Annotated in this window: 14 protein-coding genes; 7 read left to right on the forward strand and 7 right to left on the reverse strand. The window is 36.2% G+C overall.

Annotated features, from left to right (window positions below; all coding sequences use genetic code 11):
* Positions 1–64: 64 nt before the first annotated feature.
* The 3 genes from FORMB_RS05545 to FORMB_RS05555 all read right to left on the reverse strand — a co-directional run bounded on the left by FORMB_RS05545 (position 65) and on the right by FORMB_RS05555 (position 5,661).
* Entirely contained in the window at positions 65–4,432 is a 4,368-nt protein-coding gene (locus FORMB_RS05545; protein ID WP_069676507.1) for a PEP/pyruvate-binding domain-containing protein, read from the reverse strand.
* Between the two features lie 252 nt (positions 4,433–4,684).
* A complete protein-coding gene (locus FORMB_RS05550) occupies positions 4,685–5,206 on the reverse strand; it encodes a SixA phosphatase family protein (RefSeq protein ID WP_197493503.1) in 522 nt (173 codons plus the stop codon).
* 146 nt (positions 5,207–5,352) lie between these two features.
* Complete coding sequence (locus tag FORMB_RS05555; protein ID WP_069676509.1) at positions 5,353–5,661, reverse strand: winged helix-turn-helix transcriptional regulator; 309 nt, start codon at positions 5,659–5,661, stop codon at positions 5,353–5,355.
* Positions 5,662–5,774: 113 nt separating this feature from the next.
* On the opposite strand from FORMB_RS05555, the gene FORMB_RS05560 reads away from it, so the two are divergent.
* From FORMB_RS05560 to FORMB_RS05570, 4 genes are all read left to right on the forward strand, one after another.
* Positions 5,775–6,338 carry a YceI family protein gene (locus tag FORMB_RS05560; RefSeq protein ID WP_069676510.1) on the forward strand — a complete coding sequence of 188 codons (564 nt, stop codon included), beginning with the start codon at positions 5,775–5,777 and terminating at the stop codon, positions 6,336–6,338.
* 281 nt (positions 6,339–6,619) lie between these two features.
* Positions 6,620–7,111, forward strand: a complete 492-nt coding sequence (locus FORMB_RS05565; protein ID WP_069676511.1) for a hypothetical protein — start codon at positions 6,620–6,622, stop codon at positions 7,109–7,111.
* Between the two features lie 237 nt (positions 7,112–7,348).
* The gene (locus tag FORMB_RS13125; RefSeq protein ID WP_197493504.1) at positions 7,349–7,519 is read left to right on the forward strand and encodes a hypothetical protein; all 171 of its coding nucleotides are present in this window, start codon (positions 7,349–7,351) and stop codon (positions 7,517–7,519) included.
* Positions 7,516–7,707 carry a hypothetical protein gene (locus tag FORMB_RS05570; protein WP_069676512.1) on the forward strand — a complete coding sequence of 64 codons (192 nt, stop codon included), beginning with the start codon at positions 7,516–7,518 and terminating at the stop codon, positions 7,705–7,707. Before FORMB_RS13125 ends, FORMB_RS05570 begins: the two co-directional genes overlap by 4 nt.
* Positions 7,708–7,754: 47 nt before the next feature.
* Here FORMB_RS05570 and FORMB_RS05575 read toward each other — a convergent pair whose 3' ends face one another.
* Positions 7,755–8,093 (reverse strand): DoxX family protein, encoded by a 339-nt coding sequence (locus tag FORMB_RS05575; RefSeq protein WP_069676513.1) that lies wholly within the window; start codon positions 8,091–8,093, stop codon positions 7,755–7,757.
* A 3-nt stretch (positions 8,094–8,096) separates the two neighbouring features.
* Complete coding sequence (locus FORMB_RS05580) at positions 8,097–8,441, reverse strand: DoxX family protein (RefSeq protein ID WP_069676514.1); 345 nt, start codon at positions 8,439–8,441, stop codon at positions 8,097–8,099.
* Positions 8,442–8,974: 533 nt separating this feature from the next.
* Here FORMB_RS05580 and FORMB_RS05585 point away from each other — a divergent pair.
* Both FORMB_RS05585 and FORMB_RS05590 read left to right on the forward strand, forming a co-directional pair.
* Positions 8,975–9,292 (forward strand): helix-turn-helix domain-containing protein, encoded by a 318-nt coding sequence (locus tag FORMB_RS05585; protein WP_069676515.1) that lies wholly within the window; start codon positions 8,975–8,977, stop codon positions 9,290–9,292.
* Entirely contained in the window at positions 9,289–10,554 is a 1,266-nt protein-coding gene (locus tag FORMB_RS05590) for a type II toxin-antitoxin system HipA family toxin (RefSeq protein ID WP_335583332.1), read from the forward strand. The genes FORMB_RS05585 and FORMB_RS05590 overlap by 4 nt, the downstream gene beginning before the upstream one ends.
* A gap of 21 nt (positions 10,555–10,575) precedes the next feature.
* Here FORMB_RS05590 and FORMB_RS05595 read toward each other — a convergent pair whose 3' ends face one another.
* Positions 10,576–11,424, reverse strand: a complete 849-nt coding sequence (locus tag FORMB_RS05595) for an alpha/beta hydrolase (protein WP_069676517.1) — start codon at positions 11,422–11,424, stop codon at positions 10,576–10,578.
* A gap of 295 nt (positions 11,425–11,719) precedes the next feature.
* Here FORMB_RS05595 and FORMB_RS05600 point away from each other — a divergent pair, with 295 nt between their 5' ends.
* Positions 11,720–12,163, forward strand: a complete 444-nt coding sequence (locus FORMB_RS05600; protein ID WP_197493505.1) for a hypothetical protein — start codon at positions 11,720–11,722, stop codon at positions 12,161–12,163.
* Positions 12,164–12,254: 91 nt separating this feature from the next.
* Here the strand turns inward: FORMB_RS05600 and FORMB_RS05605 are convergent, their stop codons facing one another.
* Positions 12,255–12,890, reverse strand: a complete 636-nt coding sequence (locus tag FORMB_RS05605; protein WP_069676519.1) for a hypothetical protein — start codon at positions 12,888–12,890, stop codon at positions 12,255–12,257.
* Between the last annotated feature and the right edge of the window lie 37 nt (positions 12,891–12,927).

A 12,927-nucleotide genomic window follows, 5' to 3' on the forward strand; every position in this document is an offset into this window, starting at 1 on the left:
ATTGGTCCCTAAGTTCAGAGAGTTCTAAACTGCTAAAAATTAAAATACATTATCAAATTTTATATCAAAACTTGACAATGCGTTTTACGGTCGTTGTGTTCTCGGTGCTTATTTTTATCAAGTAAATGCCTTCATTAAACGAGCTCACATCAATTTCACTGGAATTGGATGCAGTCATCACACGCTGACCGAGCAATGAATACACTTCAATATCATATCTTTCTGAATTCCCGGCTATGTAAAGCGTGTTGTTAACAGGGTTCGGATAGACTGTTATCGAATGAGGATCGAGATCATTAATGGAAAGTCCACCACTATTGACGGCATTTGGACTTCCATTGTCATTGATACAACTCCAGTTTTCTGGCAATTCGTTGTCTAAATCTGGTGTAATCAATTCCAATGTATTTCCAGTTTCATCTGCACACGTCGGCCAAGGTGCTATTGAATCGTAAGACACATCGTCCATGAGTTTGCTATCGGAATTGTACACTCTAACAGCATCCGACCCTCCAAATCCAAAGTCCAATTCCCCTATGTATGGAATGTTTGGAAATACACTACTAAAAGCAGCTGCATCTTTAACAAGTACCAAAAATCCATTACCTGCTATTTGAGTTCCTTCCGGAATGACAAATACATGGGTGTCATTGTCGTCTTTTATTTGCCAATTTGAAATGTCTATAGTCCCTGCTTTTGGATTGTACAATTCAATCCAGTCGCCGGGATTGAACGTAACACTTGATTTGTAATTAATTTCGTTAATGACCAGTCCTTCAACTTCAATTGGAACATCCACTTCATATGAACAGATGTCCGCAATATCTTTTACAACGACATTATAGTCGCCTACGGCTAAGTTGGAAAATACATTGTTTTGACTAAAGGTTTGACCTCCATCAATACTATATTGATAAGGACCAACTCCTGAAGTAGGAGTAATGACAATAGATCCATTTGTTGAAACAACAGATGACACTGCAGTCGCTTCGATATCGACTGAGATAAAATTACAGGATTCTACTGAAACGGTTTCCTCAAATGAGCAAAGCCCCGCAGCTCCTAAAACAACTACGTTGTAATCCGCTGGTGCCAAATTATCGAATGTATTAGAATCCGTAAATGTTTCTCCTCCATCAATACTGTACTGATATGAACTCAGTCCAGAATTCGTGTTAATTGTAATAACACCATCATTGGCAGAAGATGAGGTTGCGTGTGATATGTTGATATCCACTGTAATATCACACTCAGATTCATCAAGACAAAATACTTCTTTTACGAAGTTGTCAAATTCACCATCATTTGTAAGGATTGTATTCCCTGATGCGTCTATGATTTGAAAATTTCCTTCGCCAAAGCCACAGCAAATTCCATCTCCGTATGAATCGTAAAAATAAAGAGTAAAGCAAGAGCTATAATTCACACAAATGTCTTCCGAATAAAACTCAGTACCATTGCTTAAAGAACCCGTGTTTATGATTTGATTGGCTTCATCAACAAGTTTCCAAGAGGTTTCCTGAGGATAATTATCGGCATTGATAATCAGTGTAATCGTATCATAATTTGAATCGAGGGTTGTTGTTGTGGAAGCTGAATTGTTAGTTCCGTCTCCATCTATTTGGTTGTTTACGTTTAACACGTTTAGTGTAATGGTATTGTTTTCTTGAAGGTTGTTGTCAATCATTATTGTAACTGTTGCTTGTTCCAAAAATGGGATGTCAACAGCAGCATTGAGCATCTCTACGACTGAACCATTAACGACGACCTCAATTTGCACGTCGGTAATAGTAGTGTAGCCTTGGTTGGCAATGCTTGCACTAACTTCAACCACATCATCACAAAGAACCGATACTTCCCCAATTGAAAGTGCGGCATCTAAGACGTGAACTTTACTTAAAACTACGTTTAAAGTGTCGTTGTTTTCGTATTCATCATCTGGATGACTCACAATTGCTGTGACACTATATTCTCCAATAGCTGAAAAATCTTGTGGCACTGTGAATTGAAAATCAGCTTCAGTAAAAGGTTCAATTGTTTGGGAAATTGTAATTGTTTCCATCGATTGACCGTCCACGACCAACTCGATATCAAAATTACTCATCGGGTTTAACCCTTGATTGGCAATTGTGATTGTTACAAGTTCATTGCTTCCAAGGTTAGAGGAAGATTGCGGCTCTGTAATTGCTGTAATACCCAAATCATTATCGCCATTAATATTTGCCCAGAATGAAACCCATGGTCTTGCTTGTTTAATTACCAACTGATCTTGTGCTGTTACTTTATATTCGATGTCTATTCCAAAGTCATCGGCTCCTACAACATCATAGAGCACTGCAAATCCATCATGAATAACCGTAAGGAAATCTCTCATTTGATCGATATACACTTGATCCATTACCAGCTCCCCTGGATTCACTAGGTTGGACAGTCTTAACACAAGATATCCGCCGCCTTGTGTAGGGTCTTCATACAATAAAAGCTCCTCTGGCACCGAGTTCGGATCGGGGTTTGTGATCAAGGACTCTCCTACTTGGGTGTTTAGATAAAAGGTGTCTTCTGTTTCGTAAATAGGATCGATACTAATGCCGACGCCATTTGATTTTTCCTCTTGAAAATTGGGGTGACAGAGCAGTCCCATCGCTGCTATAAAGTGGTTCACACGGTAAAAATCTCTTTCCTCATAAGCTCTAAAATTCCACATGCTGGCATAGACCTGTTTGATAGATTTAGAGATATGACCTTCGTCTAGGTATTGCGTTTTAGAGGTGTATAAACCTGCGCCACTAAATCCGGGTAAATCTTCGTTATTCGTGCTGGATCGACACCTCACGGCCGTCCCTTCTGGAAAATCGTCGTGCATAACTTGTAAATTGTCCAACATCCATTGCGGCATTGGCGCATCTTTAATGGCTCTTCTAAAATCTTTTAGACGATCAATTCGAAAGTTTAAATCCGTTTGGAAGCTAGGATTATCGATCATGATTTGTGCCTCTTGATAAAAATTATTGAATTGCATAAATTCATCATAGTAGTAAAATGGAATTCCAAAACCATCAGGGATGGTACCCGCTGGAAGTTCAAACGACCTCATAGTGGCAACGTTGGCACACTTTGCTCCAAACGCCGTCGACATTTCAAACGCAATGTCGTCTAAGGGCATGATTTCCGTGATGCTTAAATCTCGTATTGGCGTTTGTGGTTCTGTGGGTCTCAGTTCTTCATACCAGTCATTCACTTCTGTTAAAGTAGCTTCTCGTATTTCATACTGCTCGTTTTCTACTTTGTAATAAATATAGCCTCCTAACAGATTTGCTATGGCATCATTGGCTAAAGGATTTGCGATGTATGCATTTGGGACATTGTCTTGAATGGCTCTTAGGTTCACGTGCGACAAAGGCGTTTGTATAACAGACGTTATGATGCCTCCCACTCTAGGCAGTGAATTTGGTAGTGCGTCATAGAGCACAATATCTCTACTTCCAGGAGTTTCATTAAGATCCGTCATGTGTTTAAAAAATCCGTATCCTTCTGCTTCATGAAAAGGGATGTAATTGATTTCCGCAAACACATCCGATTCTAAAACCACATCAATTCTAGAACCTACAAAATCATCGGCGTGATTATTGATATGGTCGTTTTCATCAGATTGACCAATAAAGTGGTTCATGTTATTTTGAAGAAAAGGCATGCTGGCTGCCAATAACTCATACGTTCTTTGAGTGGCCTCAAAATCATAGGCGTTTCCAAAAGAAAAATTGACCGAATAGGTTCCTATCACACCACTTGGAAGGATGTCGTTGGGATTAAAAACAATCTCCCCAGAACTGTCATCTCCAGTGACAGATGCACCAATGCCCCCCCAAAAACTGGCGTGGATGGTATAGGTATTGCTATTGATAAAATAGACCTGTGGTTCGGTGGTATCTCTGTCAAGTATTCCAAACTTAACATACATTTGATCGTCAAGGAATGGCGCCCAACCCACATTATTTATTGTTGCCAACTCCATAAAAGTTTCAACATCTGGTATTGAGGTTGACCCGTCAATAAGTTCAATAGGCGGTGCAAAGTTGAAAGGCGCATCCGTTGGCATGTTATTAAATTCTGTAATGTCATCTATGCCATCTCCATCATAATCGTCAGGAGCTGATACATTATGTTCTGTTATAGAATAGTTCTCTATTGGATAAGCGCTCAATGATTCAGAAATGATCATGGTTCCACTAACTCCTATTGTCATTGAGGTTGCCCAGTTAAACGTAGAACTGTGCTGTGCATGAAGCACATAATATTTACCTGCTTGTGCTTGAATTGATAATTGTACTTGTCCAAGACCGTTCACAGAGTAGTTGTCAATGGGTACTTGAGCAAAACAAAAATTATAAACAGAAATTAAACAAAGTAGCGATAAAAAGAAATTTTTAGTCATTGGTCAAAGCTTGGTTAATACAATCGTCAAAACTTAAATATACAACTGTTTAATCTTTAATGAAAATTAATTATATTCTTTCGATCCTGAAAATCAGAAGTATATGTTATTTTAAGAAGAAAAATATTGAAAATGGAGATTTTAAAAAAATAACGAAAAAAATATTTGTTTAAGTTTTTGTGTAGCTATTTAATAAAATACTATGACAAATTTAGAAATAAGCGTTTTCGGTTTTAATAGCTATTTATGCATTTATTCACTGCAATCAAAAGCGGTATGTAATAAATGAAGCCGACCACTATTTTTATAAATTAATACCTGATAAACACGATCATAGATGTCTAAATCAAATGCCCCTATCTCTTCACCGACCAATAAGCCCGCTAAAACCCCTGTGGTATTGCTATGCCCAACAACGAGTGCGTCTTGTTTGCTGTCGATTAATAATTTTGAAAAATCCTCAAGTTCTTGAGGGTTGTATTCACTAATCTCCAGTCCTTTGGACAGTGCTGTTGGAAGTGCTGTATTTTGAGTTCGAATATAGTCCGTGCTGTATATAACATCAAGGGCTACATCACTAAGAAAATTACTTAAATTCTCCGATCTTTCCGCGCCACATTGAGAAAGTGGAGGGTTTGAATAATTATTGGATGTTAAATCTTTTTCTGAATGTCTAACTAAATATATTGTAAATATTTCGCTGTCTTTCTGGGCGCCAACGCAAGATTGAAACCCTAAAATTATTAAAATTATTATGAGAGATTCTTTCATCATCCTATAGTGTTTGTTAACGAATGTTTTAACCATTTGCTAAAGTTAATAAAAGTAGGCTTAATTGTTTTGTCTTTTGCCTTTAATACGCAATTTACTTGTGTAAACAGGGACGTTTTCTTATCATAATTCTGCTATTTATAAACGTCTTAAGGTTGGTTTACCCAGTCTTCAATGGTCTTAAAAACACTGCAAAGACTTTCAGATTTTTTAGTTAAAGAGTATTCTACTTTTGGAGGGATTTGTTGGTATTGTTTTCTCTTTATAAGATTGTCTTTTTCCAAACTCTTTAATTGGTCTGTCAAAACCTTTCTTGAAATATTTGGGATTGCTGCTGCAAGTTGACCAAATCGAATCACACCTCTTGTTCGAATAATATTGATAATTATAAGCTTCCATTTCCCTCCCAACATTTCGGTAAAAGAAGTCACTGGACATAGGTCTTTAGTTACTTTCATAATACTGTTTTAGTTACAATTAAGTGTCCAGAATTTAATAGTTACCTAAAGGTAACAAGTTACTTTATATTACCAAATGTATTACTATTGCAGGAACAAAAAAAATAATCGCAATGAAAACAAAAAATTTAGTATCAATCTTACTAATTGTAGTTACAACGACTGCTTTTTCACAAATTAAATTTGATTTAGAAAAAGGAAATGTCAAATGGACCGGAAAGAAAATCACAAATCAAGCCCACTCAGGTTCTTTAAAGTTTAGTTCTGCATCATTATCATTAGAAAACTCAAACAAACCATTTGGCGTCTTTACGGTGGATATGACGTCATTGACTAGTGATGATTTAACTGGAGAATGGAAACAAAAACTTGAAGGGCACTTGAAGTCTGACGACTTTTTCTACGTTGAGAAACACCCTGAAGCAACCTTGGTTATCAAAAAAGTGAATTCTCAAAATAAGAACTCTTATGAACTAACAGGAGTTTTAACAATTAAAGGCATTACCCAGACTGTCGATTTTAATTTAATTGTTTATAACGATAGAATTGAAAGTAAATTAACTTTTGATCGGTCAAAACATGACATTCAATTTGCTTCAGGAAGCTTTTTTGAAAACTTGGGAGATACTCTAATATTAGATGAAATTACTCTTGACATAACATTACAAAAAATATAAAAATTATGATTTATAAAAAACAAGACCGCCCAATGTGTGGGTGTGGAAATACGCAAGACCCAAATGGGTATTGTGATGGCTCACACTCAAATAATTAAAATTACGCCCTCTTTTTGGAGAGCTTTTTTGTTAGAAACCTGTTTTCCGTCCTAAAATAGCGTTACACCTAACACTATTTAATTATGGAAACACAAGGTTCAACTTTAAGGCTAAACAAAACAAGGGCTTTGGGCAATTTTTAATAAGAACCCCTTAGTTAAAAGATTTATTATCTTTGAATTATGAAGATCGAAATAGCAAAAAACAATAAAGAGTTTAAAATTCTTGACAACGATAAAATTATCCTCAAAGGGCGCAAGCCAAAATGGTACTCCCCAGAAATACAATTTTTTTATAACAGCAAAACCTACGAGCTAAAGAAAAAAGGGTTTTGGGCCACCTCCTTTACTATCTTAGAAAGTGGACAGCCCATTGGAGACATCAACTGGAGCTTTAAAACAGGCTCTAAAATAATCTTGAAGGACAAGCAATATTGGCTAAAAACAGAAAAGGAAGGAAAATGGTATGCATCCGACCGGCAGTATATTCTTCGCGAAAATGGGAAAACCCCTGTTTTAACCATTCATTATGCTTTAAAAAAATGGAAAGAATCTTTGGAGGCCGAATTCAATGATAAAGACCACACCAATTACGTGCTCCTAGTCTGTGCCATGTTTCTAATGAGGCGACAACAAAGTGCCCAAAACAGCGCAGCGGCAGGCGGATTTGGATAGTAAACAGAAAACTAAGTTCTAGTTCTTAGGTCCATCAGCCTCCGAAAATTCAATAGTTCTTAAAAATTTATTGACAAAATTCACACCGCCTTTAACATTTAGAAAGACGGGCTAAACCCTGATCTAACTTCTGTCAAAACACTAATACTTTGGGTTTAAATTTAACATATTGATTAAAAATTTGTGAATTTTGTAACATTTTTACACTTAATCTTGATTAAATTTAAATAAAAAACAATGAAAGATTTTATTGAAGCCTACTACCCTATTATACTTGCATTCATGTCCTTTTTAATGTCTGTAACCTTGTGGTTTATGGGAAACAAGCTAGAAGGTATTTTTGTAGGAATTTGGGTTCCATCAATTTTATCCCTTTCCATTGCCATTAGACAAAGAAGAAAAAAATGAATTTACTTATCTTTATTTTCGGGTTTATTATTTTTATAGTGTACGTCTATTTCTTGTTGACAATCGTTTCGAAACAACATAAAATACAACGAAGTGAACATCAACAGGCCTATGATGAGCACGATATGGACGGCATAGGAAATCAAGGAAGATTCCCAATCGATAAAAGTAAAAAAAAGAAGGGCTAAAACAGGACGTTTACCTTCTTAAATCCAAACATTTTGTTACTCAACAACTACGTTAGTGAATTGTATAATATTATAAAGTTTAACACGGTATAAAAAATAGCAGGCAGCATCTGAACGGTACTGTCTTTTATTTTGATTCTTACAAAAATAGCCGTAATCATCATAAAAGTTAATAAAAAAGAAGCTACCGAAAGCAGTATCGGATTGACAATCCCAACGAGTAAGCCGATCCCTCCTAATAGTTGCAAACAGCCCAACAAAATCCGTTGATTTTTATAGCCCCAACGCGCATATTCGGACAGCATTCTCTTTGAAAAAAAAGAAGTAATCCCGTAAAAAATAAATGAAACTGCCGAAAATATAAGGATACTAAGGTTTAAATCCATTGTCTATAATAAACCATAATTAAAGGCCGCAATAAATAAGCACAAGAGTAAAAGTACAAAAGAAGGCACAAATTTAGCCAAAGGATTTTTTACTTTTATATGACAATATTGAGCTCCTAGCATTAAAATTGCCATTAAAAGTGACGCTGGTACTAAAAATTCTTGATGCCAAATTCCTAAAATTAGAACGGTTGCGAGTGCTATTTTAGAAGCACCAACTGCATTTCTTAGCAAGTCAGAAAGACCGTAGTGTTTAAATTCTACAACGATATTATCATACCTAAAAACCCACACAACAGTTACTGAGAGTGCAACAATAAGCTGCGCCAAAATTGAAATAGTTTCCATAAAAATTATTTTTAATATTATGTTTAAATGTATGAATAAAAATCTAAACAATTAATATTATCGTCATTTGTTATCAATCAGCACACAGTGTTTGCTCATACTTGACTTTTTAATATTGATACTCTATTGAAAATTAAGTATTTACTGTTAATTATTTCTTGTTGTTTTAAACTAAATAGTCTTACTTCTGAAATGCTCTTTTTGGTGCCTTTGGACTATAACCCAATTTATATTTAACCACACATCTTAAACATACCATCCGGGGATTGATTTATTAAAACCTGCCTGACGGTAGGCAGGTTTATTTCAGAATCTAAAAGTATTTAAAATTAATAATTCTGTCAAGCTGAAGCACACCTGCCTGACGGTCGTCAGGTTCAGTTTGACAAGAAAAAGATTTTTCTGCACATCTATTTTACCCCGTTTTAACAGGGATCCTGCTTTTTAAATCACATGCATCTTCATAATAAAAATTTCATAACAATTCATAAATGAAACAAAAAATAGTATATTTGTGTATTATATGAAACGTTATGTCTAAAAAGAAAATCATATTACTCCCTAAGTCTGAAAAAATACTTTCTCAATTAGGGGCGAATATTCGCCTGGCAAGACTGCGCAGAAAATTAAGTGCAGAACAGCTTTCAGAAAGAGCCCACATAGGACGGTCAACACTCTGGAAAATTGAAGAAGGCAAAGCCTCTGTGTCTATGGGCAATTACCTTCAAGTACTCCTTGTTTTAGGATTGGAAAAAGATCTTTTAAATGTTGCAGATGACGATGTTTTAGGTCGAAAAATTCAAGACATAGACCTTGTAGTAAAAGAAAGAGCCCCTAAAAAACATAAATGATGAGAGCCGAAAGAAGAACGCTTTTCGTGTATGCACATTGGGTGGGTTTAGACCAACCAACGCTAATGGGAATGTTATACAGTTCATTATCGAAAGGAAAGGAATTGTTCTCATTTGAATACGATAGAGCATGGTTAAAGTTACCAGAATCTAGAGCTATTGATCCGGATTTACAATTGTATTCTGGCCCTCAATATCTGAAGGGTGAGAAGTCTAATTTTGGTATGTTTATGGATTCGTCACCAGACCGTTGGGGGCGCTTATTAATAAGGCGAAAAGAAGCCGTGCTCGCAAGAAAAGAAAACCGAAAAGCAAGAACCCTTTTTGAAACCGACTACGTTCTTGGTGTCTTTGATGAAAACAGAATGGGTGCGCTACGGTTTAAAACCGCTGCAGACGGTCCTTTTATGGACAACAACACGAAAATATCCGCACCACCTTGGACCGCATTGCGCGATTTAGAATTTGCAAGTTTACAATTAGAAAAAGAAGGGGCGACAGACGATCCTGAATATTTAGATTGGCTACATATACTCATGGCACCTGGGTCATCATTAGGAGGTGCTAGACCCAAAGCAAATGTACAAGCCAAAGATGGTTCATTATGGATTGCAAAATTTCCTAGTGGTAACGATGATAAAGACGTTGGTGCGTGGGAACAGCTCGTTTATGAGCTTGCCATTCAATGTAGAATTGATATGGCAGAATCAAGAATTCAAAAATTTTCGCACCATCAACATACGTTTCTAACAAAGCGTTTTGATAGAACTGCTGATGGACAACGGGTTCACTTTGCTTCGGCAATCACTTTATTGGGCTATACGGATGGCACCAACGTTCATGATGGGGTTAGCTACCTGGAGCTTGTAGAGTTCTTAATGAAAAATGGCGCGAATATCGATGAAGACTTGATAAAACTTTGGACGCGAATTGTCTTTAACATCTGCGTTTCTAACACAGATGATCACCTACGTAATCATGGGTTTTTACTAACACAAAGCGGTTGGGTTCTTTCGCCTGCTTATGATATGAATGCCATAGAAAACGGCAGTGGTCTTACCCTGAATATTGACGAAAATGATAACTCTCTAAGTATCGAATTGGCACTAGAAGTCGCCCCTTATTTCAGATTAAACCCTAATAAAGCACAAGAAATTATGGATCATATTTTAAAAGTCATCTCGAATTGGAGAGAACTCGCAAAAAAAATTGGGGTGTCAAGATCTGAAATGGAAAGAATGCATACTTGTTTTAAGTCTTAAAAAAGAACAACTCAACTAAAACTACTCCGTTTCTATATACGTATCTATATAGGTTGATAATTTTGAGGTCGTGTCTAACAAGTTATCTCCTTCCCAGCCATGACCTTCTTGTGGGTAAAAGTGAAACTCATGTGCCACCCCTAGGGTGGTGAGTTGTGCATCTAGTTCGACTCCTTGCGAGGTTGGGACTAAAGGATCCATACCTCCGTAAAACAATAGGGTTGGCGGCGAAGTTGCGGTTGCTCTGTGGTAAGGGCTCGCAGCTTCTAAAAACTCGATAGAAGGGCTTCCAAATAATTGAAAGACTGGTTGATACGCCGGGTTATCATAATAGGCAGGATCTGTGAAATTAGCAGGTCCAACTATACTACAAACCATATCTACTTGGTTATTGTCGTCATAGGCATAGCTCCACAATAATGCTAAATGAGCCCCTGAACTAAAACCAATAAAACCAATGTCATCACTCACAGTAAGTGAGGATTTATTCATAGAAATATAATCGACCACCGATGAAATATCCTCTGTTTGCAAGGGGATTGGGGGATTACCAAAACTGGCTAAGGTATAGTTCATATTAATAATTCCCACATTGGGGTGAAGGGATGAAATAGAATCTTTAATGATATCCATGTCCTCCTTGTCTCCTGAAATCCATGTGCCTCCGTGAACTAAAATGAGAATTTTAGTATTGTTGGTTCGGTTTTCTGGAAGGTAAATATCAAAAACTTGTTTTGGGTCTGAACCATAAGAAACGTTTAAAGCTTCATAGGCTTCCACCACTTCGGGTTCCTCTGGATTGTCTTTAGAACAACCTAAGTAAAGTGCCAAAAATAGGGATAAGAAAATAATTTTTTTAAGTGTTTTCATAACGTAGTTTTTAAAGAATAATTAGTAGGATATAGGGCATCTCGTTAAATTATAATTGTAATTTTTGATAAAAATACAAAACAAAAAAGAAGAATCTCTGCATTCTAAGACCTTTTATTAGTAGCATTTCAAAATTTTATTTAAAAAATAATTACGTCTCCCAACAGGTTAACTTGTATAATACAAGTGAAATATTGTATCATAAGTCACTAATATATAGGTGCTTATTATAAAATTTATTGTAAATTGTAATATAAATCAATTTAAAGACATGGCCATTTACCCCCCCCCACTTATGAATCCAAGCATAGAAATTGTAGTAACGCTCTTATGCGTAATTCTCACCTCAATAACAGCTTATGGCGCACTCACACGCCAAAGAAGCTGGTTTACTCTAGGCATTTGCTTTTTCAGTACAATGCCGATAATAGGAGAGTTATTAGTCTATGCAGAAGATGATAATTTGGTGCATTTAGCTTTAGTCATGGTTTTTTTGGTTCAAGTAGTAATCACTCTGCCATTAAACATACGTTATGGTGTTGAAAACCCCACAGCAAAGGCTCTGGCTCAAAAAATTGGAGTCGCTATTTTAACGGCCAATCTGTGTCAAGGATTTCTAGTTTTAAATACAGAACTTGGAGTACCCCATCAATTTGGCTACCTCCATTTAGTTGTTGCCTTGATCATGCTTTATACGGTTGTAAGATCAATCACACAAAAAGAGATACACTGGCGTTAATCTAGTTAAACAACGTGCCCAACCCCTATAGAGTGACAAAAAACAACCTTAATTAGACCCCTTTTAAAGATGTTAAGATCGCAAACGACGACTAATTTTTTGTTTGATTGTAGAAATGGGCTATTTTATAAATATTATCATATTTAAACCAACTTCTATCTGTGGTACGTCCCATAAATTTTTGATTATCCCAAGCGATATTTTTCATTTGATTTCTGAAACGCAACTTTGTGATCTTAGAAATTTGACCATCTTTAAGCGCTAAATAACTTAGCATTTGACCTTCATTAAAAGTAATTGACCCTGAATAACTGGAAGCCACTTCGGCTTTTGGGTTTTGAAAAATCGTGAGGTGCTCTCCATAATAAAGTGCCACATAAAACATACGTTTCCCAAATTTTTTCTTTAAATTTTTAGGCAATGAAAGAATAATCAAACCGTCATAAGAAATAAGCTGACAATCCATCGCCTTAATGGTTCTTGCTTTATCTCCTTTTTTAACACGGTAACGGAACGAGCTTATATCGTTTCCTTTATAAGCATAGCCCCGAACTTGACCTACAAGTTCACTGCCATCGGCTAACAAAATGGTTCCCGGAAGCCAGGAAGCACCCACGAATTTTTTGGTAGTTGAAGTGTTTCCACTATTATAATATGTCTTTGTAGTTTGTGCTACGGAAGTAAGGCCTAAGATTAAAAAGGCGAAAATAATTAGTTGTTTTCTCATGATTGATTAATTTGTTGCAATTTACAATATTAATTAT

This window comes from Formosa sp. Hel1_33_131, assembly GCF_001735745.1.
Taxonomy (GTDB): domain Bacteria; phylum Bacteroidota; class Bacteroidia; order Flavobacteriales; family Flavobacteriaceae; genus Hel1-33-131.

Coding starts and splice junctions, on each gene's coding strand:
- FORMB_RS05545 (WP_069676507.1), bottom strand. CDS start 4,432: ATGACTAAAAATTTCTTTTTATCGCTACTTTGTTTAATTTCTGTTTAT.
- FORMB_RS05550 (WP_197493503.1), bottom strand. CDS start 5,206: ATGATGAAAGAATCTCTCATAATAATTTTAATAATTTTAGGGTTTCAA.
- FORMB_RS05555 (WP_069676509.1), bottom strand. CDS start 5,661: ATGAAAGTAACTAAAGACCTATGTCCAGTGACTTCTTTTACCGAAATG.
- FORMB_RS05560 (WP_069676510.1), top strand. CDS start 5,775: ATGAAAACAAAAAATTTAGTATCAATCTTACTAATTGTAGTTACAACG.
- FORMB_RS05565 (WP_069676511.1), top strand. CDS start 6,620: ATGAAGATCGAAATAGCAAAAAACAATAAAGAGTTTAAAATTCTTGAC.
- FORMB_RS13125 (WP_197493504.1), top strand. CDS start 7,349: ATGAAAGATTTTATTGAAGCCTACTACCCTATTATACTTGCATTCATG.
- FORMB_RS05570 (WP_069676512.1), top strand. CDS start 7,516: ATGAATTTACTTATCTTTATTTTCGGGTTTATTATTTTTATAGTGTAC.
- FORMB_RS05575 (WP_069676513.1), bottom strand. CDS start 8,093: ATGGATTTAAACCTTAGTATCCTTATATTTTCGGCAGTTTCATTTATT.
- FORMB_RS05580 (WP_069676514.1), bottom strand. CDS start 8,441: ATGGAAACTATTTCAATTTTGGCGCAGCTTATTGTTGCACTCTCAGTA.
- FORMB_RS05585 (WP_069676515.1), top strand. CDS start 8,975: ATGTCTAAAAAGAAAATCATATTACTCCCTAAGTCTGAAAAAATACTT.
- FORMB_RS05590 (WP_335583332.1), top strand. CDS start 9,289: ATGATGAGAGCCGAAAGAAGAACGCTTTTCGTGTATGCACATTGGGTG.
- FORMB_RS05595 (WP_069676517.1), bottom strand. CDS start 11,424: ATGAAAACACTTAAAAAAATTATTTTCTTATCCCTATTTTTGGCACTT.
- FORMB_RS05600 (WP_197493505.1), top strand. CDS start 11,720: ATGAATCCAAGCATAGAAATTGTAGTAACGCTCTTATGCGTAATTCTC.
- FORMB_RS05605 (WP_069676519.1), bottom strand. CDS start 12,890: ATGAGAAAACAACTAATTATTTTCGCCTTTTTAATCTTAGGCCTTACT.